We start from the raw sequence: 24,734 nt of genomic DNA on the forward strand, positions 1-24,734 counted from the left end.
AAGATCCGCCGTCCCTTTCCTATGTTGTCCAACGACATGAGGGAGGATCAGAATGGCGGCACATGGCAGCCTCACGCGCAGGGCGCTGCTTTCGGCGGATGACGAGCGGGCGATCCACCATTTGCTGATGCGCTATGCGACCGGGATCGACACGCGCGACTGGCCGCTGTTCCGCACCTGCTTCGCACGGGATTGCGAAGCCGATTATGGCCGCTTCGGCCGCTGGCGCGGGCCGCGCGAGATCACCGAATATATGGAAGGCGCGCACCGCCATATGGGCGCGACGCTGCACCGGATCAGCAATATCGTGGTGGAAAGCTGTAACGACGAAATCGTCGCGCGCAGCTATGTTGACGCCATCCTGATGGACCAGATCCAGGGCGTGACTCATCGAGCCACCGGCTACTATGACGATTGCCTGATCCGCACATCGGCCGGATGGCGCATATCCCGGCGGAAATTCACGATGGTCAAGGCCGGGCTGGATGGGTGATGCCAACCGCCAGGTGATTCTGGTCGCACGGCCGACCGGCATCGCGCAGGCAGCCGATTTCGCGATCCGGCCCGGCCCGATCGACCAGCCCGGTCCCGGCCAGATACTGGTGCGCAATCATTATCTGTCGGTTGAACCGGCGATGCGCGGCTGGATAGCCGATCGCGGCAATTATGCCGCGCCGGTGCCGATCGGATCGGTGATGCGCGCGCTGGCCGCGGGACAGGTGGTAGCATCGGGCGACGCGGCCTATCAGATCGGCGATCATGTCGCGGGCTGGTTTGGCTGGCAGGACTATGCCTGCGTTTCGATAGACCAGGTGGTGCAGCGGACCAGCGCAGCGGAAATGCGCGCGTCGTTGGGCATATTAGGGATCAACGGCGTCACCGCCTATCTGGCGCTGACGATGATCGGCCAGCCGCGCGCGGGTGAGACTGTGCTGGTGTCCACGGCCGCCGGGGCCGTCGGATCAGCGGTGGGGCAGATTGCTCGTATATTGGGGTGCCGCACGATAGGCATCGCGGGTGGCCCGGACAAGGCGCGGCGATGCGTCGAGCACTTCGGCTATGACAGCGCGATCGATTATCGCGGGGAAGATGTGGGATCGGCGGTGGCGCAGATCGCGCCGGAGGGGATCGACATTTATTTCGACAATGTGGCGGGGGCCATCAGCGACGCGGTGCTGTCGCATCTGGCCATGAAGGGCCGGGTCGTGCTGTGCGGCACTGCGTCCATCGATCGCTGGGAACCCTGGCCGCAAGGGCCGCGGGTCGAGCGCCATCTGCTGGTCAAGCGCGCGCGGATGGAGGGGTTCGTCATCTTCGACCATATGGACCGCTATGGCGATGCCGTAGCCCAGTTGCGCGCGTGGATCGGCGAGGGCCGCCTGACCTGGCGGGAAGAGATATTGGACGGAATCGAAGCCTGCCGGGATGCGCTGGCGGGGCTTTACCGTGGCGAAAATGACGGCAAGCGGCTGATCCGCCTCGTCTGACAATGGATGAAGGAGAGATGCCATGACCAGTTTGACGGGGAAGATCGCGATCGTGACCGGTGCGTCGTCGGGTATCGGCGCAGCTACGGCGCATGCGTTAGCGGGCGCGGGTGCGACGCTGGTGCTGGTGGCGCGCCGGGCGGATCGGCTCGCGGCGCTGGCGGAGGACCTTGGCGCCGACTGCCTGCCCTTCGTGGCCGACATGGCCGAGGCGGACGCGCCTCAGCGGCTGCATGATAGGGTGATGGCGCAGTTCGGGCGCGCTGACATCCTCGTGAACAATGCCGGCATCCTTCATGCCGCGTCGATCGATCAGTTCGACCTGGACCAGTTACGACCGATGATCGCGCTAAATTATGAAGCGGTGGTGCGGACCTGCACGTTGTTCGGGCGGTCGATGAAGGCGGCGGGCACTGGCCAGATCATTAACATATCCAGCATCGGCGCGAACATCATCGCGCCGGGAGTGGGCGTCTATGGCGGGCTGAAGCGGGCGCTGGAGGCGTTCACCGATTGCCTGCGCGTCGAGCTGGCGGGCAGCGGGGTCAAGGTCGGCATTGTCGCGCCAGGCACCACCAGCACGGAGATTTTCGAGGATATGAAAGCGCGCGGCCAGCCCGCCTGGGACAGTTTCATCCCCGCTATGCAGCCCGGCGACGTGGCTAATGCCGTGCGGTACATGGCGGCGCAGTCGGATCGCACCAATATGGCGCGGATTCAGGTCTATGCCGCCGCGGACACGCATTAATCCAGCGTGGCGTAAGCCTCCAGCCGGAACGGATCGACCGCGCTGCCATCGCGCATCTTGCGGACCCAGTAGGGGTCCATCAGCAGCGCGCGGCCGACGGCGATCAGGTCAAATTCGCCCTGCGCCATGCGGTCCGCCACCAAATCCAGATTATCGGTCATCACCGTTGGCTGGGCGAAGGAGGATTGCAGATCCTTGCTGAGGCCGACGCCACCGACCGCGATTACTGGCTTGCCAGTCAGCTGCTTGATCCATCCGGCAAGGCCCATGTCCGACCCTTCGAACGCGGGGGTCGAAAACAGGCGGGTGCTGGCGTCAAAGATGTCGACACCGGCGTCCGCGATCGGGGCCAGCATGGCGGCCAGTTCATCGGGCGTCTGGGCGCTGCGGGCGTCATAATCCTGCAATTTCCATTGCGAGAAGCGGAAGATGATCGGGAAGTCGGGCGCAGTCGCGGCGCGGACGGCGCGTACGACTTCCGCTGCGAACAGCGCGCGGGTGGCAGCATCCCCACCCCAGCGGTCATCGCGCAGATTGGTGCGGTGCCACAGGAAACTGTCGATCAGATAGCCATGGGCGCCATGCAGCGCGATGCCATCGAAGCCGACCGCGCGGGCGTTGGCCGCGCTGCGGGCGAAGGCGGCGATGATGTCGCCGATTTCGCTGTCGGTCAGCGGCGTCGTGGGTTCCCGCACCGCGTCGAGATAATCGGGCGGTACCATCGCCCTGTCGGTCGGCCCCCAGATGCCCGATGGCCGGGCGGAGGGGGCGTGCGGATCATAGCCGGTGCCCGGCACGCGGATGACACCCTGATGCCATAATTGCGGGACGATAAGCCCGCCAGCAGTATGGACGCCCGCGACGATGGCGCGCCAGCGTGCCATCGCTGCGTCGCCATGCAGGAGCGGAGACGCGCCGCCGCCCATGGATTCGCGCCCCAGGGCGGCCGGATGATCCACCCCGATGCCTTCGGTCACGATCAGGCCGACATCCGCTTCCGCACGGCGACGATAATAAGCGGGGACCCCGTCAGACGGCACACCGCCCGGTGCGAAATTGCGGGTCATCGGCGCCATGACGAAGCGGTTGCGCAGGCGCAGGCCCGCCACATTGACGGGCGTGAACAGCATGTCTCTAGCGTCAGTCATCTTCCATTCTCCCTGGCGTCCCATGGCCGCGCTGCTGCCGCAGCGACGCGCGACGAGGAACCTACCCATCGGCGGGTGCCTCATCGGCTCAGCGGGCAGAGCCTTTCGCCATGGGATGCGCAGCAGCCAATCAGGCGTCGACGACAGCAAGTGCCGCCTGGGGACAGGCCTCCGCCCCTTCGCGCGCCTGCTCCTCCAGACCCGCTGGCACGATGGGATCATCGACGAAAACGATGCCGTTGGAATCGAGCTTGTACACTTCAGGACAGATTTCGGCGCACACGCCATAGCCGCAGCAGGCTGCCTTATCGATCACCACCTTCAACGTCTGACTCATCATCCTCTCCTTATGACACAACATTACAGCTTGAACAGATTTAGTTCAATATGTATAACGTGATTCACGATGGATTTTCCGAGGAGAGGAAGATGCTGCACAAGGCCGGGTTGACTCTGAGCGATGGGACCACGCTCGACGACCTCATCAACCGCGACATGAACGAAGTGTCGCTGCGGGTGATGAACGACAAGGAACTATACGAACTGGAAATGGAGCGCGTCTTCGCGCGGACCTGGCTGTTGCTGGGCCATGAGTCGGAAATTCCCAAGGCGGGCGACTATGTCATGCGCGACATGGCCGAGGATAATGTGATCGTCTCGCGGGCACGCGACGGCGAAGTGCACGTCATGCTCAACGTCTGTCCACATCGCGGCATGAAGGTGTGCACCGCCGAAGCGGGCAATGCCGCAGCGCATCGCTGCATCTATCATGGCTGGGCGTTCCGTTCCGACGGCAGCTTCATCGGCGCGCCGATCGAAAAGGAACAGATGCACGGCAACCGCCACAGCAAGGACGAACTGGGCCTGAAAAAGGCGCGGGTACATCTTTATGGCGGGCTGATCTTTGCGACATGGAGCAAAGATCTGTCGTTCGAGGATTATCTGGGCGACGCGAAATTCTATCTCGACCAGCTATTCTGCCGCACCGACAATGGCCTGGAAATGCTTGGCCCCCCGCAGCGCTTCGTGCTGCCGTGCAACTGGAAGATCCCCGGCGAACAGTCGGGTTCGGACGGTTTCCACACGTTGACGCTGCACCGGTCGCTGATGGAAGGCGGCATCATGGGCGGCACGGCCGAGTCGATCTACGACACCGCGCCCGGCATGTATGGCGTCGATATCTCGGTGCCGCAGGGGCACACGCTGCGCTGCCTGGAAGCGGCGCAGACCTTCAAGATGTTTGCCGACATCAGTTTCGAGGGCAAGACGACCGAGGAGCGGCTGAACCTGCTGACCCCGCCGGGCGTGACCAAGGACATGATCCCGCAGCTGTTCAAGAATCTGTCGGAAGCGCAGGTCAACCAGCTGGCGACCATCCCTCCGCAGGTCGGCGGCATGTTCCCCAATATCCTGATCGCCTTCATCTTTGCGCCGCGCATGGATGGCGGCGCGTCGGGCGCGCTTTCGCTACACACTTATGTGCCGCGCGGGCCGGACAAGGTGGAGTTCATCAACTTCATCTTCGCCGAGAAGGATGCGCCGGAGGACGTAAAGCGGGACATGCTCCAAAACGCTATCTGGTCCACCGGCACGTCCGGCACGATCGAGCAGGACGACGCCGACACATGGCCGCAGATCATGCGCAATTCGCGCGGGCATATGAGCAAGACCATGACGCTGAAATATCAGGCGCTCCATGGTCATGAACGGCCCGAAGGCTGGGTCGGCGGGGGTGATCTATATCCTGGCTTTACCAAGGACGACACGCAATGGGCGTGGTGGTCGGCCTATTATGACCTGATGGCCGAAGCCTGAGCGACGCGAAGAGAGAGGATCACAACATGACCGTGAACTACGCGACCGCCGCGATCGACAAGACGAGCGTCATGCGCGGGCTTGTATCCACCCAGCGCGTGCCGTTGGGTTCGGAGGTCTATAACCGCCTGCTCGAAACCCTGTATGACGAGGCGGCGGCGCTTGACGAGCGCCGGTTCGACGACTGGGTCGCCTATTTGGAGCAGGATCTGGTCTATACAGCGCCCCTGCGCCTGACCCGCAACGGTCCCAACAAGGACCGCGACGTCGTGCGCACGATGAAGCATTTCGACGAGAATTATGCGTCGATCCTGATGCGGACCGGGCGCCTGTCGAAAAGCGCCTGGGCGGAAGATCCGCCATCGCGCACGCGCCGCTTCGTCACCAATGTCCGTATTGCCCAGTGCGAGACGGCAGGCGAATATGAAGTTGTGAGCTATCTGTACGTCGAGCGCAGCCGGTTCGATAACCCGGAAAACGAGTCGATCACGGCCGAACGGCGGGACGTGTGGCGGCTGGTCGATGGTGCCTACAAGCTGGCCGTGCGCGAAATTATCGTCGATCAATCGACGCTGGGCATGTCCAACTTCGCGATCTTCCTCTGACGGGGTGATGGCAATGACAGGCTCCCCCCATATCGTGGTGATCGGCAGCGGCTTGGCTGGCTATGGGGTCCTGCGTGAGTTGCGCAAACTCGCACCGGGCGCCCGGCTGACCTTGGTGACGCAAGATGACGGACATTTCTATTCCAAGCCCGCTTTGTCCACCGCACTAGCCAAGGGCAAGGTGGCCGATACGCTGGTCACCACGGCGGCGGAGAAAATGGCGACGCAGTTGAAGCTGGACCTGCGCGCCGGTCGGGTGGTCGAGGCGATCGACCGGCAGGACAAGGCGGTGCTGACCACCGGCGGGCCGATCTTTTACGACCGGCTGGTGCTAGCGCTGGGGGCGGACCCTATACGGCCGCCAATTGACGGCGATGCGGCCCACCGGGCGATGGCGGTCAATAGCATCGACCATTATCGGGAATTTCGTGAAAAATTGGCCGACGGCGCGCGCGTGCTCATCATGGGCAGCGGGCTTGTGGGCACGGAATTTGCCAATGACCTGGCGGCGACCGGCTATCGGCCGGTCGTGGTCGACATGCTCGGTCACCCACTGGCGCAATTGGTGCCGCCCGCCGTGGGCGCGCGCATCCGCGATACACTGAGCGCCAAGGGCGTGGAATGGCATCTGGGCCGCAAGGTGATGGCGATCCACAAGGCGGAAGGTGGCATCCGCGCGGAACTGGACGATGGGCTGGTCGTGGAGGCGGCGGTGGTGTTGTCCGCCGTCGGCCTGCGTCCGAACGTGCAACTGGCGCAGGATGCCGGGCTGATCGTGGAGCGCGGCATCCTGGTCGACCAGACCGGTCGCACCAGCGATCCGGACATTTTCGCGATCGGCGACTGTGCCCAATATCCCAGCGGTCTGGCCGCCTATATCACGCCGATCATGGCCGCCGCGCGCGCGATCGCGCCCAGTGCGCTAGGCACGCCGACCGACATTCGCTTTCCCCCGCTGTCAGTGCAGGTCAAGACGACCGCCTGCCCCGTCGTGCTGCTGCCCACGCCGCAGGGCGTGGCGGGTGCGTGGGAGGAAGCGGCGAACGACGCGATGGGCCTGAAATATCTGTTCCGCGACGGCGATGGCGCTGTCCGCGGCTATGTCTTCACACAGGATTATTGCCAGGAACGCATGGACATGGACCGTGCCCTGAGCGAGCCACTAATGGGAGTTGCGGCGTGACGGCTTTGGTACAGGACAAGGTTGCGATCGTCACCGGCGGGGCCAAGGGGTTGGGCCATGGCATATCCCGCTGCCTGGCGCGGGAGGGTGCGCATCTGCTCATCACCGGGCGCGACGGCGCGGCGGCGGAAGCGGTAGCGGCAGAGATTTCGGCGGAGTTTGGCATGCGCGCCGTCGGCATGTCCGCCGATGTCGGCGTCAAGGCCGATGCGGAAGCGATGATCGACCGCGCGGTCGCCGAATTTGGCGGCATCGACATTCTCGTCAACAACGCCTCGCTGCTGTCGGACAACGTCCTGCTGGAACAGAAGACCGACGAGATGCTCAAGCGCACGCTGGAAATCGGCACCTGGGGCAGTTGGTGGGCGATGCGTGCGGCCTTCCCGCATATGAAGGCGCGGGGCGGCGGGTCGATCGTCAACTTCTATTCGATCGATGCGCAGACCGGTGCCTGGCTGCATGCCGATTATAATATGAACAAGGGCGCGATCATGGGCCTGACCCGCAGTGCGGCGGTGGAATGGGGGCGGTTCAACATCCGCACCAATGCGATCGCGCCGACCGGCATGGGCCAGGTTTTCGCGCAACTGGTGCAGGACGTGCCGGGCTTTCTGGACATGGCGACCGCCAGCAATCCGTTGAAGCGCGCGGGCGACCCGGAACTGGATATCGGCCCGGTGGTGCTGTTCCTGGCGTCGGACATGTCGCGTTTCGTCAATGGCGAGCTGATCAACGTGGATGGCGGGCAGCATCTGCCCGGCTATGTGAGCGTTCCGCACAATCTTGCCGAGATGGAAGCCCAGACATGAAATTGATGCCGCACACCGACTGGAGCGATATCGTCGCCACCGATCAATCCGGCAGCGTCCAGAAAATCCTGGATGGCACGCTGCGCGCGATCGGAAGCATCGGTGCGCGGCGCCTGTCGATGAGCGACATCAGCGAGGCGAGCGGCGTGTCGCGCGGCACGCTCTACCGCTATTTCACGTCCAAGGAGGACGTGCTGGCGGCGGTCAGCGAATATATATGCAGCAGTTTCGAAAAGGGAATTATCGAGGCGGGCGAAGGCATAGCCGATCCGATCGAGCGGTTCCGCGCGGTGATGCGCTTTTACGGCCGCTTCACCATCGAACGGTCGCCAGACGGCATATTCGAGGTCGAACCGGCCTTCCACCTCAATTTCCTGCGCAGTCATTTCAGCCGCCACAAGGCCGCCGTGCAGCAGGCGCTGGACCCGGTACTTGACCATTTCGAGATGCTGACGGGCAGCCGCCTGGACCGCGACATTTTCTGCGACACGATGGTGCGGTTGCAACTGAGCACCCTCATCATTCCGGCCACGCCGCAATGGCTGGCCATCTGGAACGGGGCGCCCGACCGGTTGTGCAAATGGGCGCTGCAAATCGCCGGCCACCATGCCGAACATAAGAGAGGATGAATTGATGGCTACCCTGGCAAAGTTAGAATCCACCACCAAGGTCGGCTTCGCCGACAAGAGCGTGGCTGACGCGCTGGTCGAAAAGGCGCGCAGCCTGCGCGATTTCCTTCAGAGCGAAGCGCCTGACGGCGAAAAACGCCGCTGCCCGACCCCGGCGGTCGACCAGATGTTAAAGGACGAAGGCTTCCTGCGCCTACTGGTGCCGCAGCGTCTGGGCGGTTTTGGCCTGTCCCCGACCGATTTCTGCCGCGTACAGATCGAAATCGCGAAAGGCGATCCAGCGATCAGCTGGGTCATGCAGATCATCAACGGCACCAGCTGGATCACCAGCCTGGCCCCTGATGGCGTGCAGGACGCGGTGTTCGCCGACCGTCCGCAGACGGTGTGCGGCGCGTACAACCCGCCCGGCAAGGCGCGCAAGGTCGATGGCGGCTGGATCATCAATGGCAAATGGCCCTATATGTCCGGGTCACGCCAGTCGACCTGGGCGCAGCAGGGCGTGGTGCTGGAAGATTATGACGGTCCCGTCGTTCCGGGCATCAACATGTGCTACCTGCCGATGGACGCCATGACGATCGAGGACAGCTGGTTCGTGTCGGGGATGCAAGGCACCGGGTCCGACACCGCGATCGCCAAGGACGTGTTCATTCCCGACGCGCAGATGGCGCTGATGACCGAGAGAACCGGCCAGATCGACCCGACCAAGCGCCATTTCGGTGCGCCGTCCGACCTGCTGCCCGCCGTTCCGGTCGTACGCACGACCGGCATCGCGCAGTTGATCGGCGCAGTGGAGGCGATGCTGGAAATCGTGAGGGCAGAAGCGCCCAAGAAGCCGGTGCTGACCACCATCATCGGTCCGCGCACAAGTTCCGGCGCCCATATGCGCGACCTGGGCGAGGCCGCCGCGATGATCGACACGGCCAAGCTGATCCTGTTCGACCTGACCGCTAAGCTCGACCGGGTCGGCCTGGGCGAGGAATTCACTATGGCGGAGAAGGCCAAGCACCGGGCAGCGGGCGCGCAGATGATCGAACTGGTTCATGGGGCGAGCGAATCGCTGATGTTCCAGGTGGGGTCTTCGGCCTTCGCGCTGGACAAGCCGATCAATCGCTATTGGCGCGACGTGTCGATGGCGACACGGCATATCCAGAATATCCCGACCATAGGCTACGAAATCTTCGGTCGCGCCTTGACTGGTGCGGACCCGATTTCGCCGCCGGGCGCCTATTGACCCTCGGCGCCGCCCGCTCGACCGAGTGGGCGGCGCTGCTGTTGGTTGCAGGATGATCGCGATGTCCCCCGCCTATGTCGATCCGACCGTTCGCCTGTTCGGCGACGTGCGGCTGGGTGAGGATTGCAGCCTATGGCCCTATGCCGTCATCCGGTGCGAGCGGGCGTTCGTCTCGGTGGGCCGCTGCGCAAGCGTGCAGGATCATGCGATGGTCCATATCGGCTGGGACGATCCGACCGTCATCGGCGATTATTGCACCATCGGCCACCGCGCCGTGGTGCATGGCTGCACGATCGAACCGGCCTGCCTGATCGGGGTTGGCGCGACGATCATGGAGCGGTGCGTCATCGGTCATGGATCGATCATCGCGGGGCATTGTTTCCTGCCGCCTGATACCATCGTGCCGCCCCATTCACTCGTGATGGGAACGCCCGGGCGAGTTGTACGCCAGATCGACAAGCTGCGCGACCATGTGATCGATGCGCTGCTCTATCGCGACAATGGGTGCGGCTATGCGCGGGGCGATCATCGGGTGTGGGAGCGGGCAGACCGGGAGGCGCTTGGCAGGGAGGCGGACGACATAATTGCCCGCGAAGCAGCGGGCTGGGGGATGCCATGACCGACATATTGGACCGGCTGTTCCGGCAGGCGCGTACCCATAATGGCTGGACCGACCAGCCCGTTACCGGCGCGATAGTGCGCACGCTCTACGATCTGGCCAAATGGGGGCCGACGACTGCGAACAGCAATCCCGCACGGTTCGTCTTCATTCGTTCGGTGGAGGCGAAGGCGCGGCTGATGCCACACATCAATGCGGGCAATGTCGATAAGGTCGCGCAGGCGCCCTGCACCGTCATCATCGCCGGGGACACGCGATTTTACGAGGAATATGCTACCCTGTTCCCGTCCCGTGACATGCGGAGCGTGTTCGAGGGGAAGGATGCGCTGATCGCCGAGACGGTGGCGCGGTCATCGACCTTGCAGGGCGCTTATCTCATCATGTCGGCGCGAACGCTGGCGCTGGATTGCGGGCCGATGTCGGGCTTCGACGCGGCGGGCGTGGACAGTGAATTTTTCCCTGATGGACGGTGGAAAGCCAATTTCCTGTGCAATATCGGCTATGGCCGAGCCGAAGCGCTGCATCCGCGGAACCCGCGCCTGGATTTTGACGCAGCCTGCCTGGACCTGTAGGGCGTCCGTCGCGAGACGAACGCCCGCCATCGATCAGGCGGCAGGAGTCCAGACCAGCGGGAGTGCGACGGGCTGGATCATGCCCAGATGGCATTCGACCGTGTGACCCGGCGCAATACGGAATTGCGGGATGCGGGCGAGAAATTCCTCCATCGCGATCCGTAATTCCCGCCGCGCCAGATGCATGCCCACACAGGTATGGATACCAAAGCCAAAGCCGACATGGCGTGGCTTACGGTCTAGCCGCACCTGTGTCGGCGCATCGAACTCGGCCGGATCGCGGCCCGCGAGCGTGGTCGACATCGCGACCTTTTCCCCCGGCATGAAGCGCACGCCGGCGACCTCCGTTTCCTTGATGCAGGTGCGAAAGGTCGTGACCGCGCCATAGGCCCGCATCAGTTCATCAATCGCATGCGGGATGTCGGACGGATTGGCGCGCAGATGCGCCTGATCCTCCATCGCGCTGCCCAGATGACGGAAATGCAGACCCATATTGGTCGAGACGGTATCAAGCCCGCCGATGAACAGGTTGAACATAAAGCCCAGCAGTTCATCCCGCGTCAGTGGCCGATCGCCGATCCGACCCTGCACCCCGAAGCTGATAAGGTCGTCGCGCGGATTGGCGCGTCGATCGTCAATCTCCCCGCCCAGATAATCAAGCACGCTGCGTGTGGCCTCGGCAATCTGCGCGAGGTCGTGATTGTGGAGCAGGTTCTGTTCCCACTCCATGAATTCCGCTACCCGGTCATGCGGCAGCCCCATCAGATCCATGAACACCTTGATCGGAAATTCGAACGCGAACTCGCTCATGAATTCGCACGAACCGCGCGCGGCGAACGCGTCGATATATTCGATCGCATATTGACGGATCTTGCCCTCCAGCGCGGCCATCGCCTTGGGCGTGAAGGCCGGGTTTACCATCTGGCGGAACGGGCCATGGGCGGGCGGGTCCAACTCAGCGGGCGAATTGATCCAGTTGCCGCCGACCAGTTTGGAATAGGGGGAAAAATCGGTCGACGAAAAATGTTCGGTGTCCAGGTAGATGGAGCGCAGATGCGCCATGCGCCGTGGCACCCAGGCTGCGGTTCCGCCCGGATAGGCGTGAGGCGCATAGATGATGTCGGGGCCTTCATGCACCGCCATCGCCATATCGTCGAACGGATCGCGGTCCGTCGTCATGCCAAAGATGAAGGGAAAGTCGGGCTTGACCAGATCGGCCGGCACATGGTCGGGAATGGGTTGCGGGGGGAACATCATGATCGTCTGTCTCCTTGATCGACGGGGAGACTGCGCGCCCGCCCCCGCCATTTCACCTGTCTTTCAGAAGGGCCGGGGTTCAGAAGGAACGCGGCAGCCCTAGGCTTTCGGCGATGCCGTTGCGCACCATTTCATTGGTGATAGGGCCGATCCGCCACAGTCGACTGTCGCGCCAGTAACGCTGCATGTCGGTTTCGGCGGAATAGCCCATCCCGCCCAATATCTGGATGCCCAGGTCTGCGGCGGCATTGGCGTTTTCCGATGCCATGAGTTTGAGCATATTGGCCTCCACCCCGACATTTTCGCCCCGCGCCTGTTTGTCGGCGCAGAAATGCAGCATTAGTTCGGTGGTCTTCTGCATGGTCGCAATGTCGGCGACATAATGTTGCAAGCTCTGGAATCGGCCGATGACCCCGCCGAACGCCTTGCGCTGCTTCATATAATCGAGCGCATCTTCCAACACGCCGTCGATGACGCCAAGGCAGAAGGCGCCGACCATGATCCGTTCATTGTTGAGCGTTGGCAGCAGCATGTACCAGGCCTTGTGCGGTTCCCCCAGCACCTGTTCGTCGGCGACGAAGGCGTCCTCGAAATGTACCGAGCAACTGCCCATCGAGCGCATACCGAGTTTGGCGAGCGGGGTGATCTTCACGCCCGCTGTGTTGATCGGCACCCAGAACAGGGTCAGCCCCTGGTGCTTCTTTTCAGCGTCCTTGTCGCTGCGCGCGATCACCAGCAGATAGTCGGCGACATGGGCGGAGGAGGACCAGATCTTTTCGCCATTGAGTTTCCAGCCCCCCTCGACCCGTTCGGCTGTCGTGGTCATCGCGCCCAACAGGTCGGTGCCGCCGCTCGGCTCGGTAAAGGCGATCGCGGCCTTCAACTGCCCGGTGGCGATCAGCGGCAGATATTTCGCCTTTTGTTCGGGCGACCCATAAAGGCCGATCGATTTCGACCCGGCAAAGCTGGTGATGCCCCAGATCCAGGCGAGGCCACCCAGCGACCGGGCCAGTTCGCGCGCCAGCAGCATCTGCATGACAACATCGCCGCCTTGCCCGTCATACTCCTCCGATATGCCGATGCCGTGAAAGCCCGCTTCGGTGAATTTGTCCCACAGCGCGAAGGGGTAGTTGTGTTCGTCCTTTTCCAGCGCGCGCGCCCATTCCTTGGGCACTTCCTTGTCGATCCAGCGCCGCGCCATGTCCTGAAAGGAACGATATTCCTCTGGCAGTTCGAAATCCATGTCCTGTGTCTTTCTTGCTTATCGGGAAGGGTGATCGGATGCGGCCGGGCAGCCTGCATCTGCGATGGCGATCAGGCGCGTGGCCATGCGATCGAGGCAGGCCAGCACGCCGGGATGGTCGCCCGCCTTGAACGCCGCCAAGATCGCCTGATGCTGTTCCAGGCCAATCGTCGTCAGCGTCTGGAGGCCATGCAGCAGGATGAAGCGGGCGATCAGACCGCGCCGGTCAAGGGTCGAGCGCAGCAGTTCGCGGTTCGCCGACGCGGTGATGAAGATGGTGTGGAAATCCAGCCCAGCGGCAATCGCTCCGGCATGGTCGTCCCCGTCCAGCGCCGTGCGATAGTCAGCGATTGCCTGATCGAGCAGGACTGCTCGCCCTGCGCCGATATAGCCCATCCCCCAGGCATAGCCCAGCCGCCACAATTCCCATTGCACGCGCAACAGGTCGCGGGTGGCGGGGAAATCAATCGGGGTGACGCGCTTCAACCTATGCGCCTCGATCTCCACCAATCCTTCGGATGCCAGCGTGCCAAGCGCCTCACGGATCGGCGTGGCGCTGACGTTCAGACTGGCGGCGAGTGCGGTTTCGCGCAGCAAGGTGCCGGGCGCGATAGTGCCGGACACGATGGCGTCGCGCAGGCGATCGACCACCGCCTGCCGCAGGGTGGAGGGCGAACGCAACGGTTCCCCCATCATTCCGCCCGATGGCGGCAAAGACGGCGCTATGGCCGGTGGGAGGTTGGGCAATTCCATAGTCTATAGAATGATTGCGCCCAGCCCGAACTGCGCCTGTCGAGGGATAGGGTCGAGCGAGAGGGATGCAGGCTAGTGCGGAGTCATGAACTGCCCGAAATGTCGCGCGCCGATCGATGGCTTTGGAACCGGCTGCATTGCATGTGGCCATAGCGGCGGCGACCTGCGCCGGGCATTGGTATGGACGCTGGTCCCCACCGGCGTGATTGCCGCGACGCTGGGCGCATCCATCGCCATCGCCGAAGCGCATCGCACTGGCAGCAGCCGAAACCGCTACAGCAATGCGATCGAGGAAAGGGATGCGCCTGGACGAACGCAATCCTTCGCCAAGCTGATGCATGATGCAGGCGAGGTCTGTACAAGTACGAAGCGTTCGCTGTTTCGGGGCGACATCGGCACCAATGCGGTCTGGGCCATTGGTTGCGGCGACACCGGCGACTGGATGATCCTGATCGCGGACAATGGCGCGACCCGCGTGGCGCAGTGCGGGCCGCTGGAAAAAGCAGGCACCCCATGCTGGACGCCGCTTGATTCCTGATCGTTCGGCGGGACGAGCCAGCTTTAGCCGACCGGAACGCCCTGCCCCACGGACCACCACTCAAGACTCGGCCCGTCGCGCGCCAGCCGTAGCCACACCGTGTCGAACGCCGCAGCCAGCATGACGGGCGAAGCATCCAGCGCCCTGAAAGTCCGCAAGAGCATTTCGTCCATATAGGAACGCGGCGCCATGCCTCCCCGCATCAGCCGCCGCCGCGCTTCGATCGTGACCCCGACGATAAGGTCGACGGCCATGTCGCTGGAAGCGAAATCCATCTGCCCCTTCTGCCGGGCATCGTCGAGCACATCGCGGACCATAAGGTCAAAGCTGCTGGCGCGTTCGAAATAATTGACATAATCTACGCGACAGGTAAAGCCGCTCCATCGCGGATCATGCCAGGCGCGCAACATTGTGATCGCCACGCCGCCCACCGCGCGCAGCAACGGGGCGTCATCGTCATCGAACAGCCGACGATAATCGCCGATCATGCCCGCCGTCAGCCGCTCGCCCAGCGCATCGACGGCGGCTTCCAGCGATTCGAAATATTTGTAGAAACTGCCGCGCGACACGGCGGCCGCCTGGATCACGTCGTCGATCACCAGATGGCCGTTCGCCTGACCCGGCTGATACAGGTCGAATACCGTGTCGAGCAGCCGGTCGCGCATCCGTTCCCGCCGCAACGCCGCCGCCCGGCTGCGCGGGTCGATGGCGGGCGGGACGGATGTGGTCTCGGACATGGCCTGCTACTGCATCGGATGGAAATAGCGCGCAAGCAGGCTGCCATCGTCGCCGAACACATAATGTTCGATGCTGTAGATTTTCATCGGATGCCCGTCATGCACACCTTCGTTGCGGACGTAGATGACCGCTTCGTTGCCGCTGACCTTCACATCCTCCACCACCAACTGCCAGCCGAGAAACTGGTCGCATAGCGCCTCCAGCTTGTCCCACCCCGCCTCCACCGGGGCCGTCGCAGGATCCTGCACCTTGAACCCGCCCGGCGCTATCGCGCGGAAGGCAGCCATGAAATCATCGATCCGGCCTTCGCTGAACATGATGGCTTGGCTGGTCAGAAATGTCGCTATCTCCTGCGTCGTGGGTATCGGCATCCATTCTCTCCTGTTGTTATGCTGTTGCCCAAGCGGGTGCGGGCGCAATGTCCGGCAGCAGGCGGATGTTGGACGGCATGCCCGCAATCGCGCGGCCGTACAGCTCGATCGACAGCGGCGCGTTGAGCGCATTGTGGCGGGTGCCGACATTGAGGTCGCGCCAGAGGCGCTGGAGCGGGCTAGCCAGCGCAAAGGCGCCCGGCCCCGCCACGTCCATCAAGCGGTTGCCCGCCGCGCGCAGCAATTCCATCGCATAGCCGCAATCGGCCTGAATCTGCGCCTTGTCATAGCCGGTCAGCACCCGTTGCTGCGCGCTATCGTCCAGCAGCTCGGCGGCGCGGCGGATGTGGAGCCAAGCCGAATCGATCTCTATCGCCGCCCGGCCCATCAGGCCGACCAGCGCCTCCGACCCCGCCTGGCTGGCATAAGTCCACCCCACCACGGGCCGCCCGGCCATCGCCTGCGTCACGCCCTCCAGCAGAGCGCTCGCCGCGCCTAGCATCGGTGCCAGTACGCCCAGCGGAAACAGCGGCTCCATAGGCCAGCGGTCGCGCGGCTCCAGCCCTGGCATCGTTAGCAGCAGATCGGCCGATGGCGCGCGGCCCGTCCACAGGACCAGCGCTTCGGGCACGAACAGGTCGTCCGCCACGATCATGTTGCTGCCCGACCCGGCCATGCCTGCGACGTGCCAGTTATTCTCGATCCGGCATGCCGCATCGCGCAGGTCGAGGAAGGCCATGGCCGCTTCGCCCCCTTGCGCCGTGTCGACCATGACCCCATTGAGCGCCCAATCGGCGTGTAGGCAGCCCGATCCATAGCCCCAGCGGCCCGACATGCGATAGCCGCCCGTCACCGCCACCGCCTTGCCGGTCAGGGCCGAAGCGCTGCAAAACAGTTCGTCCCCAGTGCGGAACAGCAGGTCGGTTGCCGACGATGGCAGGGCCAGAGCGGTGCCAGTGATCCCCGACAGCAAGCCATAAGCCCAGGCGGTGCCGACACAGCCCTTGGCCAGTTCCGCCACCGTTTCGATATGGGTGATGAGGCGATGGCCAGGCCCGCCAGCACGACGCGGCGCCGTGATGTGAAACAGGCCGGATTCCTGTAGCGCCGCCATCACTGGTGCCACGATCCGCCGTTGCCGCTCACAATCGTCGGCATAACGTTCCAGCACGGGCCGCAGCGATGCCGCAACCCTGACAGGGTCCGTCACTTGGGCGACGCGCCTGTGTGTCTGCATCATTTCGACCGGCATGATCGGCTCCTCTCCATCCGCCTGGATATATAATGACATTATTGTCGTTATATGCAATGGCCAATCGTCGGTGGGATTTCATCTGCTGCTTTGGGAAGTCCCCCCTGCCTCCCGATAGGCAGAGTGAAGACAATTGCCTTATAGGGTCTGGCGCTAGCCATCCGAGAGCCGGCGAACGGCTGGCACCAAGAGAGGATTTTCATCCGATGCGTAAGATCGACTTGCCTGCTTTCGATGCCCCAGCCTTCGCTGCGGCCTATGGTCCCTGGGCCGTCATCGCGGGTGCTTCGGAAGGCACCGGCGCCTGCTATGCGCGGCAACTGGCCGCCATGGGCATCAACCTGGTGCTGGTGTCGCGCCGCCTGCCTGCGCTGGAAGCGCTAGGGCAGGAACTGGCCGCAGAACATGGCATCGCCTTTCGCGCATTGACCGCCGACCTGACGGAAATGGGCGAGGGATCGCGGCTGGTGGAGGCGACGGCCGATCTGGATATCGGCCTTTATATTTCCAACGCTGGGGCAGATGGCGCGGGCAACAGCTTCTTTGGCGTGCCGGTCGAACGGTCGCTGCGCCTGCTGACCATGAATGCGGCTAATGTGCTGGAGGCCGTCCATGGCTTTGGCAACCGGTTCCAGGCGCGTGGCAAGGGCGGTTTCGTCATCATGTCGTCGGGCGCGGGCCTGGGTGGGCAGCCATGGCTGGCGATGTATTCGGCGACCAAGGCTTTCGAATTGAACTTCGTGGAATCGCTGTGGGCCGAGCTGGACGGCCAGACTATCGACATTGTCGGCGTCGCCGCGCCGATCATGGACACGCCCACCCTGCGCCGCGCGACCGAAGGGCTGGGGATGGATTATAGCATCGCTTATGATCCGGCCGAAGTGTGCGCGCTGGCGCTCGCCATGCTGGGCAAGGAGCCGCTGGTGATCGTGCCCGATGGTCCCGACGAAAACAAAATCCCGCAGATCCAGGCCGACCGCAAAGCCCGCCTGCTGGCGCTGGCGGAATGGGGCAAGGCCTATACCGCCGCCGCCACCGCCTGAAGCAACAGAGGACAGAGAGCATGACCGATCAGGTGGACGTCGTCGTCATTGGAGCCGGGCATAATGGCATGGCCGCGGCCGGCTATCTGGCGCGCGAGGGCAAGAAGGTGCTGGTCGTCGAGCGGATGGCCAAGGTCGGGGGCATGACCAGTTCGGGCTATATGATCCCCGAAGCGCCCAATCATCTGGTGACGCCCTGCGCCGTCGAACTGCTGTTCGCGCGCAAATCCGGCATAATCGAGGATTTCGAGCTGGCCAAATATGGCCTCAAAACCGTCGATCCCGACCCGACCTATGCTTATCTGCACCCCGATGGCAGCTCCATCGCGCTGTTTTACGATTACAAACGCACAACCGAGGACATAGCCCGGATCAACCGTAACGACGGCAAAGCCTATCTGAAGTTCATGGAAACGCTGAACGTCATGATGGACATTGGCTTTCCGATGATGATGGCAGAACCAGGCCGCCCGGACATGAAAAACCTGTCCAAGATGATCGGCAGCGCGGTGCGTAACGTGCGGTTGAAGGATGAACTGGTCGCCATGTCGAAGGCGACGGCCGATCAGGTCGCGTGCGAACGGTTCGAACATCCCGCGACCATCGCCCTGCTGCTGGGCATCGCGGCCGGTGCCGGGCCGGTGGATGATGATGGCAATGCGGCGGCCTATATGATCTTCGCGGTCACGCATAAATATGGCACCGGCAAGCCGATCGGCTCGCTCCAGTCCTTTTCCGACGCGCTGGCGCGCAGCATCGAAGCGTCCGGTGCGACGATCCAGCTTAACGCCCCCGTCGCCGAAATCATCGTCGATGATGGCGCGGCAAAGGGCGTGCGGCTGGAGGATGGCCGGGTGATCCGGGCGAAGATGGTCATTGCCACCTGCGACCCGCGCACCGCCATGCGCATGACTACACCGGGCGGGGTCGATCGCGCACTAATGCAGCGGATTGAACATGCGCCCTCAAACCGGTCCAACGCTGCGCCGTTCCTGGCCAATATCGCGATGTCGGGACCATTGCGCCTGAAGAAGCATCAGGATTTGCGCCATGACGACGCGGACCTGAATAAGGCGGTCGGCCTGATCGGCACGTCCGAAGAAGTACGCGAATCCTTCGCCACCGCGCGGCGCGGCGACATTCCCGATCGCCATGCGATGTCGCTCAGCCCGCTGTCGAACAGCGACCCGACGCAGGCACCGCCGGGCGGATCGCTGGCCTATGTCTATCTGCCTGCCATGGCGGTGGATGCGCGCGAGGGCTGGTCGCCCGCGCTCAAGGACAAGACCATGTCATCGGTCATCAGCCATCTGGGCGACTATTATGACGGGCTGGACACCGAAGTCGGGCGCTTCGTGGAAACCGCGCGGGAACGGGAAAAGCGGTTGAACGTCACCAATGGTTGTGTAACCCATATCGATTTCGGCGCGCTGCGTTCGGGCGTGCATCGCCCCGCCACTGGTTTTGGCGGTCCCAAGCCGCCCTTCCCCGGATTTCTGATCGGCGGCGCGGGCGCGCATCCGGGCGGCGGCGTGTCGGGCATTGCCGGCCGGATCGCGGCCAATCGCGCGCTGCGTGAACTCAAGAAAATGAAATAAGGGATGGATGCCATGACAAGTTTCGTAAATCCGGTCGGCATCCCTGCAAAGCTGGAGAATGTCACTGCCGAATGGCTGACACAGATCATGCAGGCGCGCTTTCCCGGCATCGTTGTGCAGGAGATGGAAGCAGTGTTCCTGCGCAACAGCCACACGACCAAATATCAGGTCAAGCTGACGCTCAACGATGTTGGAAAGGCGGCGGGTATCCCGGAGAATGTATGCCTGAAGGCTAATTGGGCGCAGTTCGAAAGCCAGGGCATCTGTCGGTTGGAAGCCAGGTTTTACGAAGATTTTCGCCGCCTCGTCGCCTTCCCCGCGCCCCGCTCCTTCTTCGAGGCGTGGGATCCGCGCGATAATAGCGGCCAGGGACTGGTCGTGATGGAGGATCTTTCGATCGAGGGCGGCCATTTCGGCGTCAGCACTGACCATATGGGCGTGGAGGAAGCCGCGCGCGCCGTCGCCAGCCTGGCGAAAATCCATGGTGCCTTCTGGGATAGCCCGGTACTGCACGCGGCCGACTGGCTGCCCGTGTCGATGGTGACGGCAGTCGACGCGCAGCAGCTACACATGATGTATAGTTTTGCGGAAGCAAACCATGCAATGCCTGAATATCAGGCGTTCCTGCCAAGCTGGATCAAGGGCGACCTGTCGCGGCTGCATACGGTGTTCGACGCGCTGGTCAACTTCGCGCAGCATAAGGAACAGGGACCATGGTGCCTGGTCCATGGCGACAGCCATCAGGGCAACAGCTATCTGCGCCCCGACGGCGAGCGGGTGTGGCTGGACTGGCAACTGGTGCGCAAGGGGCGGCCGATCCGCGACTTCACCTATTTCCTGCTCGGCGCGCTGACGATCGAGGAGCGGCGCGCCAATGAACGCGACCTGTTGCGCCATTATCGCCGCTGCCTTATCGAAACCGGGGCGCAGGGCGTACCGGACGACGAGACATTGTGGGAATATTATCGCCGCTGGCCACCCTATGCGATGCAGGCATGGATCGCCAATATGGACGAGTGGGGGCAAAAGGGGATGCACATCGTCGAGCGTATCTTCGTCGCGGGCGAGGATTTGGGCACGGTCGAAGCGCTGGGCGTCACTTTCTAAAGATAAGGGAAAAGCGCCATGTCGGATTCCATCACGCCCTTTACAGTGGCCATTCCGCAGGAGGCTCTGGACGATCTGCATCGGCGGATCGTTCACACACGCTGGCCAGCAGCGGAGACGGTTGCGGACTGGAGCCAGGGCGTGCCGATCGCCGCGATGCGCGACTTGTGCACCTATTGGGCCGATGGCTATGACTGGCGGCGGTGTGAGGCGGCGCTCAACGCCCTGCCCCAGTTCATGATGCAGATCGACGACCTAGCGATCCATTTCCTGCATGTGCGCAGCCCCCGGCCCGATGCCGTGCCGCTGATCCTGACCCATGGCTGGCCCGGATCGGTGCTGGAGTTCATGAAGGTCATCGGCCCGCTCAGCGATCCTGCGACCGCCGATGCGCCAGCCTTCCACCTCGTCATCCCGTCCCTGCCCGGCTATGGTTTTTCCGACAAGCCCATCGCGACCGGATGGGGCGTCGAAAAAATCGCAGACGCCTGGATCACGCTGATGCGGCGGCTGGGCTATGATCGTTTCTTCGCGCAGGGCGGCGACTGGGGCGCGGCGGTCACGACCGCCATCGCCATGGCCGCGCCGCCGGAACTGGCGGGCGTCCACCTCAACATGCCGCTGGTCTTTCCCGAAGCCGCCGACTTTGCCGACCTGACGCCCGCCGAGGCCAAGACGGTCGAGCGGATGCAATATTATCAGGACCATGATGCGGGCTATGCCAAGTTGCAGGGCACAAGGCCGCAGACGGTCGGCTATGCGCTGGCGGATTCTCCGGTCGGGCAGGCAGCGTGGATATACGAGAAATTCCAGGCTTGGTCCGACAATGGTGGCCGGGCGGAAGACGCGCTGAGCCGCGACGACATGCTGGACATCATCAGCCTCTACTGGCTGACCAACAGCGGTGCTTCATCGGGGCGGCTTTACTGGGAAAGCGCGGGCGCGTTCAAGGCGCAGCGGCTGGACCTGCCAGTCGGTGTCAGCATCTTCGCGCAGGAAATCTTTCGCCCCTCGCGCCGCTGGGCCGAACGCAGCTATTCCGATCTGGTCCACTGGAACGAACTGCCGGTCGGCGGCCATTTCGCTGCGTTCGAGCAGCCTGCGCTGTTTGCAGTGGAATTGCAGGCCTGCTTTGGCGCGATGCAGCCCCGCGCCTGATTTCAGCCCGGCAGGAAGCTGAGTGGTGCGCCCATGGTTGCGCGGTAGGACACAGGCTGCTTGCCGTCCGTATCGCGCAGGCCATAGCCTTCACCCAGTTCCGCGCCAATCAGCGCCTTGCCTGACAGGGCGGCAAGATCGGGATCGTCCATCAACCGGTCGAGGACCAAGCCGGAAAATTCCGGGGTTTCCCAGGACGGCAACATGGCGCGCAACTCTTCGGGCAGCATTTCGGGTGGCATGGCGCGCACCGCATCGGTCAGGATGAAACCGGGCCACAGGGATACCGCCGACACGCCATGGGGCGCCAGGTCGATCGCCATGTCGGCGGTCATCTTGTCCGTTCCTGCCTTCGCCGCGCCATAGGCTGGACCGTGGAAATAGGACACTGCGCCGTAGAAGGATATGCTGGCGATCAGACCCCTGCCCGCCGCGACCATCATAGGTGCTGCATGATAGGCGGCGACATAGGACGATCGCAGGCCGACATTTATCATGTCAGCCAGATGGAGTGGCTTTTCCCAGAAACCTCCCGGTGCGATCAGGTCCATTGCATGGACGGCCGCGACATTGTTGACCAGCAGGTCCAGCCTGCCGCCGGTCCACTCCGCCAGCTTGGCGAAGGCTGCGGCCACCGCATCATCGTCGCGATGGTCGCAGAGCAGCGCCAGCCCTTTGCCCCCGGCCCGGTCGATCTCCGCGACAACGGCGTCCAGTTCTAACCTGTCCCGCCCAGTGACGGCGACCCTATGGCCGCGCGATGCCAGGCCCCTTGCGATGCCACGCCCCAATCCGCGCGTTGCGCCTGTCATCAGCACCATCTTGTCGCTCATATGCCTGTCCCTGTTCTGTTCATGCCCTGCGCGTGACCGGCAACACCACATTGCTGGCCGCCACGCCCAGCGCAGTGGGGCCAAAAAGCTGGAGCTGCCGGCCCTCTATCGTGCCAAGTAGGGTGATGAGCGCCGCGTCCTGGTCCGGGCCGGCAGCGTTCACATACGCCTCCAGCGCCGTGGCGGCCGCGTTCCAGTCCTGAAACGGCCGATCCAGCAGCGCCGTCACATCGGCGATGTTGCGTGCGACCATATCCGCGCCATGGGCATCGGCGCGCTCCGCCCATTCGACCAGTTCCGCCACCTGCCTTTTCTGCATCTGCGCCCCTTCGTCGGCCATGGCCAGTCCGGCCAGCGTATCGGCGATCTTGGCCATCAACGGCGCATTGTCACCCTGTCGTTCGACCAGTGGCGGCAAATCGGGCAGCGCCACCCCCGACAGGGCAGACAGGGCCAGCAGGATCGACCGGCGCAGTGCCAGGTCGAACATCAGATAGACCGAATGAGGATCGCCCGCTTTGGGCGCACCCACGGTCCCGGTGAACTGCATCGTGCCCAGCAGGGAAAATTGCAGGACGTGGAACAGCACCGCGTCATGGTCGACCGGCTCGCCCGTCGCCTCTTCATAATAGCCGACCAGTTCCGCCAGCGGCGCGCCCAGCGGTTCGAAACTGTCGCGCATCCCCATCGTCGCGATATCGACCAGCGGATCGCCGATCATCGAAAATTCGAAATCATACAGCTTTGTCATCGCGCCCTGATCGACCAGATATTGGCCCGAATCGAACTGGATGAAGCTGGCTTGAGTGCGGTAATCCGGCACGTTGCGACGCAGCCAGCCGATCACGAACGCCAGCAAAGGTTCGGGGCGGCTCTTGGTGCGCCGATAATGCGGCATATAGGCGTCCAGCCCGGCCAGCGCGATCGCCTCGGCACCGTCCGGCTGGTGTAGCCCGGCCGCGACGAAGGGTTCGATCGGCAGCCGGTGCATCGCCGCGACGGCGTGCATATAGTCGCGCCCGATCGCGATCCTCGTTGCATCGTCCAGGGTAGAGAAATCGCGCGTACCCGCTATCGCTTCCATGACGATGCAGGGCGGATCGGCGAGATAGCCATGGATTTCCGGCACCGGCAGTCCCTGCCTGTGAAGCAGGTCGATCACGTCCGCCTCACGCTTGAGGTCGGGAAAGATCGACACGTCGCCGCCCCGGTCGCCGCGCAGGTGGAGGCGGCGCACCACCCCGTCCACCTCCACATCGGCGAACCAGGAAGGGCGCCAACGGATCAGCCGTTCCAGGCCCACGACTTTGCCGCCGGTCAGGTGTTCGACATAGCCGGTGATGCGCCCGACCGCCGCATCGTCATAGTCGTTGAGGGGGACGGGGCCGCTCACGGCGCGAAGGCCTCCGCTGCGGCGCGCGTGTCCATATATTCTCGCCCCGACAGAATCTGGCCGTCGCGGATCACCAGCAGATTATGATAGTCGTTGCGATAGACCCGGTCGGGGAAGATCATTTCGCCGCGCACTTCCACCGCGACCCTGTCCCCTTCGGCCGTGATGCCGACCACCTGCGCGCTGCGCCGCTGCTCCGACAACAGGCCGCCGGTTACGCTGGCGATGAAATCGGCGCGGCTCATGTCGCCAAAGCCTGATATCCACCATGTGCAGTCGGGATGCTGCAACGCTTCGATCGTTGCGGCGTCCCCCTCTTCCACCGCCTGCATGTAGCGGCGAGCGACCGCCTTGTTCGCTTCGAGGTCGGCCATGCTCATTCTCCCAGACGATAGCGCAGGGTCAGGCCATATTGGCGCGGCGGACCGAAGATAGCTGTGTTGAAGCCCAACCCCGCCCCCGATACGGCACCGATCGCCTGATAGGTCTTGTTGAAGACGTTGGTCATAGTGACGCCGACGTCGATCGGGCGGCCACCGACATTACGCCAGTCCAGCCGTATGTTGGCCAGGCCATAGGCTGGTAACGCCGTGTCGACGAAGGA

General features: G+C 63.4%; 28 protein-coding genes. 16 read left to right on the plus strand and 12 right to left on the minus strand.

The genetic code is table 11. From position 1 onward, the window contains the following. Positions 1–52: 52 nt before the first annotated feature. Genes OVY48_RS05605 through OVY48_RS05615 form a run of 3 tightly spaced genes read left to right on the plus strand, consistent with a single transcriptional unit; the run spans position 53 to position 2,235 of the window. The gene (locus OVY48_RS05605) at positions 53–493 is read left to right on the plus strand and encodes a nuclear transport factor 2 family protein (RefSeq protein ID WP_052027697.1); all 441 of its coding nucleotides are present in this window, start codon (positions 53–55) and stop codon (positions 491–493) included. Continuing rightward, complete coding sequence (locus tag OVY48_RS05610) at positions 486–1,487, plus strand: NADP-dependent oxidoreductase (RefSeq protein ID WP_037476418.1); 1,002 nt, start codon at positions 486–488, stop codon at positions 1,485–1,487. The genes OVY48_RS05605 and OVY48_RS05610 overlap by 8 nt, the downstream gene beginning before the upstream one ends. A gap of 22 nt (positions 1,488–1,509) precedes the next feature. Beyond that, positions 1,510–2,235, plus strand: coding sequence for an SDR family oxidoreductase (locus tag OVY48_RS05615; RefSeq protein ID WP_037476416.1), 726 nt, complete (start codon positions 1,510–1,512; stop codon positions 2,233–2,235). Here OVY48_RS05615 and OVY48_RS05620 read toward each other — a convergent pair. Continuing rightward, complete coding sequence (locus OVY48_RS05620) at positions 2,232–3,383, minus strand: 12-oxophytodienoate reductase (protein WP_052027783.1); 1,152 nt, start codon at positions 3,381–3,383, stop codon at positions 2,232–2,234. The genes OVY48_RS05615 and OVY48_RS05620 overlap by 4 nt on opposite strands. 130 nt (positions 3,384–3,513) lie before the next feature. Further along, positions 3,514–3,723, minus strand: coding sequence for a ferredoxin (locus tag OVY48_RS05625; RefSeq protein ID WP_237748882.1), 210 nt, complete (start codon positions 3,721–3,723; stop codon positions 3,514–3,516). Positions 3,724–3,812: 89 nt separating this feature from the next. Here OVY48_RS05625 and OVY48_RS05630 point away from each other — a divergent pair, with 89 nt between their 5' ends. The 8 genes from OVY48_RS05630 (at position 3,813) to OVY48_RS05665 (ending at position 10,846) form a co-directional block, all read left to right on the plus strand. Then, a complete protein-coding gene (locus OVY48_RS05630) occupies positions 3,813–5,198 on the plus strand; it encodes an aromatic ring-hydroxylating dioxygenase subunit alpha (protein WP_037476414.1) in 1,386 nt (461 codons plus the stop codon). A gap of 26 nt (positions 5,199–5,224) precedes the next feature. Further along, the gene (locus OVY48_RS05635; protein WP_037476412.1) at positions 5,225–5,803 is read left to right on the plus strand and encodes a 3-phenylpropionate/cinnamic acid dioxygenase subunit beta; all 579 of its coding nucleotides are present in this window, start codon (positions 5,225–5,227) and stop codon (positions 5,801–5,803) included. A gap of 13 nt (positions 5,804–5,816) precedes the next feature. Beyond that, a complete protein-coding gene (locus OVY48_RS05640; RefSeq protein WP_037478669.1) occupies positions 5,817–6,986 on the plus strand; it encodes an FAD-dependent oxidoreductase in 1,170 nt (389 codons plus the stop codon). Further along, positions 6,983–7,795, plus strand: a complete 813-nt coding sequence (locus tag OVY48_RS05645) for an SDR family NAD(P)-dependent oxidoreductase (protein ID WP_037476411.1) — start codon at positions 6,983–6,985, stop codon at positions 7,793–7,795. The genes OVY48_RS05640 and OVY48_RS05645 overlap by 4 nt, the downstream gene beginning before the upstream one ends. Further along, positions 7,792–8,424 (plus strand): TetR/AcrR family transcriptional regulator, encoded by a 633-nt coding sequence (locus tag OVY48_RS05650; RefSeq protein ID WP_037476410.1) that lies wholly within the window; start codon positions 7,792–7,794, stop codon positions 8,422–8,424. Before OVY48_RS05645 ends, OVY48_RS05650 begins: the two co-directional genes overlap by 4 nt. Before the next feature lie 4 nt (positions 8,425–8,428). After that, positions 8,429–9,655, plus strand: coding sequence for an acyl-CoA dehydrogenase family protein (locus OVY48_RS05655; protein WP_313922028.1), 1,227 nt, complete (start codon positions 8,429–8,431; stop codon positions 9,653–9,655). Between the two features lie 61 nt (positions 9,656–9,716). Next, the gene (locus OVY48_RS05660; RefSeq protein ID WP_037478665.1) at positions 9,717–10,274 is read left to right on the plus strand and encodes a gamma carbonic anhydrase family protein; all 558 of its coding nucleotides are present in this window, start codon (positions 9,717–9,719) and stop codon (positions 10,272–10,274) included. Then, on the plus strand, positions 10,271–10,846 hold the full coding sequence (locus OVY48_RS05665; RefSeq protein WP_037476409.1) for a malonic semialdehyde reductase: 576 nt from the start codon (positions 10,271–10,273) through the stop codon (positions 10,844–10,846). The genes OVY48_RS05660 and OVY48_RS05665 overlap by 4 nt, the downstream gene beginning before the upstream one ends. A gap of 33 nt (positions 10,847–10,879) precedes the next feature. Here the strand turns inward: OVY48_RS05665 and OVY48_RS05670 are convergent, their stop codons facing one another. The 3 genes from OVY48_RS05670 to OVY48_RS05680 all read right to left on the minus strand — a co-directional run bounded on the left by OVY48_RS05670 (position 10,880) and on the right by OVY48_RS05680 (position 14,027). Continuing rightward, positions 10,880–12,103, minus strand: a complete 1,224-nt coding sequence (locus OVY48_RS05670) for a cytochrome P450 (protein ID WP_037476408.1) — start codon at positions 12,101–12,103, stop codon at positions 10,880–10,882. A 79-nt stretch (positions 12,104–12,182) separates the two neighbouring features. Further along, the gene (locus tag OVY48_RS05675) at positions 12,183–13,346 is read right to left on the minus strand and encodes an acyl-CoA dehydrogenase family protein (protein WP_037476407.1); all 1,164 of its coding nucleotides are present in this window, start codon (positions 13,344–13,346) and stop codon (positions 12,183–12,185) included. Between the two features lie 18 nt (positions 13,347–13,364). Then, a complete protein-coding gene (locus OVY48_RS05680; RefSeq protein ID WP_237748880.1) occupies positions 13,365–14,027 on the minus strand; it encodes a GntR family transcriptional regulator in 663 nt (220 codons plus the stop codon). A 157-nt stretch (positions 14,028–14,184) separates the two neighbouring features. On the opposite strand from OVY48_RS05680, the gene OVY48_RS05685 reads away from it, so the two are divergent. Beyond that, the gene (locus OVY48_RS05685; RefSeq protein WP_237748879.1) at positions 14,185–14,637 is read left to right on the plus strand and encodes a hypothetical protein; all 453 of its coding nucleotides are present in this window, start codon (positions 14,185–14,187) and stop codon (positions 14,635–14,637) included. Positions 14,638–14,660: 23 nt separating this feature from the next. On the opposite strand, the gene OVY48_RS05690 is transcribed toward OVY48_RS05685, so the two are convergent. The 3 genes from OVY48_RS05690 to OVY48_RS05700 are packed head-to-tail and all read right to left on the minus strand — an operon-like array spanning position 14,661 to position 16,998. Further along, on the minus strand, positions 14,661–15,374 hold the full coding sequence (locus OVY48_RS05690; protein ID WP_037476406.1) for a TetR/AcrR family transcriptional regulator: 714 nt from the start codon (positions 15,372–15,374) through the stop codon (positions 14,661–14,663). 6 nt (positions 15,375–15,380) lie between these two features. Further along, positions 15,381–15,746: a hypothetical protein gene (locus OVY48_RS05695; protein WP_037476405.1), complete on the minus strand. Its 366-nt coding sequence runs from the start codon at positions 15,744–15,746 to the stop codon at positions 15,381–15,383. Between the two features lie 16 nt (positions 15,747–15,762). Beyond that, the gene (locus OVY48_RS05700; RefSeq protein WP_313922031.1) at positions 15,763–16,998 is read right to left on the minus strand and encodes an acyl-CoA dehydrogenase family protein; all 1,236 of its coding nucleotides are present in this window, start codon (positions 16,996–16,998) and stop codon (positions 15,763–15,765) included. 206 nt (positions 16,999–17,204) lie between these two features. Here OVY48_RS05700 and OVY48_RS05705 point away from each other — a divergent pair, with 206 nt between their 5' ends. The 4 genes from OVY48_RS05705 to OVY48_RS05720 are packed head-to-tail and all read left to right on the plus strand — an operon-like array spanning position 17,205 to position 21,904. Next, positions 17,205–18,041 (plus strand): SDR family NAD(P)-dependent oxidoreductase, encoded by an 837-nt coding sequence (locus OVY48_RS05705; protein ID WP_313922032.1) that lies wholly within the window; start codon positions 17,205–17,207, stop codon positions 18,039–18,041. 20 nt (positions 18,042–18,061) lie between these two features. Next, entirely contained in the window at positions 18,062–19,639 is a 1,578-nt protein-coding gene (locus OVY48_RS05710) for a phytoene desaturase family protein (protein WP_037477834.1), read from the plus strand. Positions 19,640–19,651: 12 nt separating this feature from the next. Next, entirely contained in the window at positions 19,652–20,746 is a 1,095-nt protein-coding gene (locus OVY48_RS05715; RefSeq protein WP_037477832.1) for a phosphotransferase, read from the plus strand. Positions 20,747–20,764: 18 nt separating this feature from the next. Further along, positions 20,765–21,904, plus strand: coding sequence for an epoxide hydrolase family protein (locus tag OVY48_RS05720; RefSeq protein WP_037473647.1), 1,140 nt, complete (start codon positions 20,765–20,767; stop codon positions 21,902–21,904). Positions 21,905–21,906: 2 nt separating this feature from the next. Here the strand turns inward: OVY48_RS05720 and OVY48_RS05725 are convergent, their stop codons facing one another. From OVY48_RS05725 to OVY48_RS05740, 4 genes are all read right to left on the minus strand, one after another. After that, complete coding sequence (locus OVY48_RS05725) at positions 21,907–22,737, minus strand: SDR family NAD(P)-dependent oxidoreductase (RefSeq protein ID WP_037473645.1); 831 nt, start codon at positions 22,735–22,737, stop codon at positions 21,907–21,909. 19 nt (positions 22,738–22,756) lie between these two features. Further along, the gene (locus OVY48_RS05730; RefSeq protein ID WP_037473644.1) at positions 22,757–24,130 is read right to left on the minus strand and encodes a phosphotransferase; all 1,374 of its coding nucleotides are present in this window, start codon (positions 24,128–24,130) and stop codon (positions 22,757–22,759) included. Then, complete coding sequence (locus OVY48_RS05735) at positions 24,127–24,504, minus strand: nuclear transport factor 2 family protein (protein WP_313922033.1); 378 nt, start codon at positions 24,502–24,504, stop codon at positions 24,127–24,129. The genes OVY48_RS05730 and OVY48_RS05735 overlap by 4 nt, the downstream gene beginning before the upstream one ends. 2 nt (positions 24,505–24,506) lie before the next feature. Continuing rightward, positions 24,507–24,734, minus strand: a 228-nt coding sequence (locus OVY48_RS05740; RefSeq protein WP_313922034.1) for a hypothetical protein, incomplete at its 5' end; no start/stop codon positions are given.

The sequence above is a fragment of the Sphingobium sp. SA2 genome (assembly GCF_032227065.1).
In the GTDB taxonomy this organism is placed as follows: Bacteria; Pseudomonadota; Alphaproteobacteria; order Sphingomonadales; family Sphingomonadaceae; genus Sphingobium.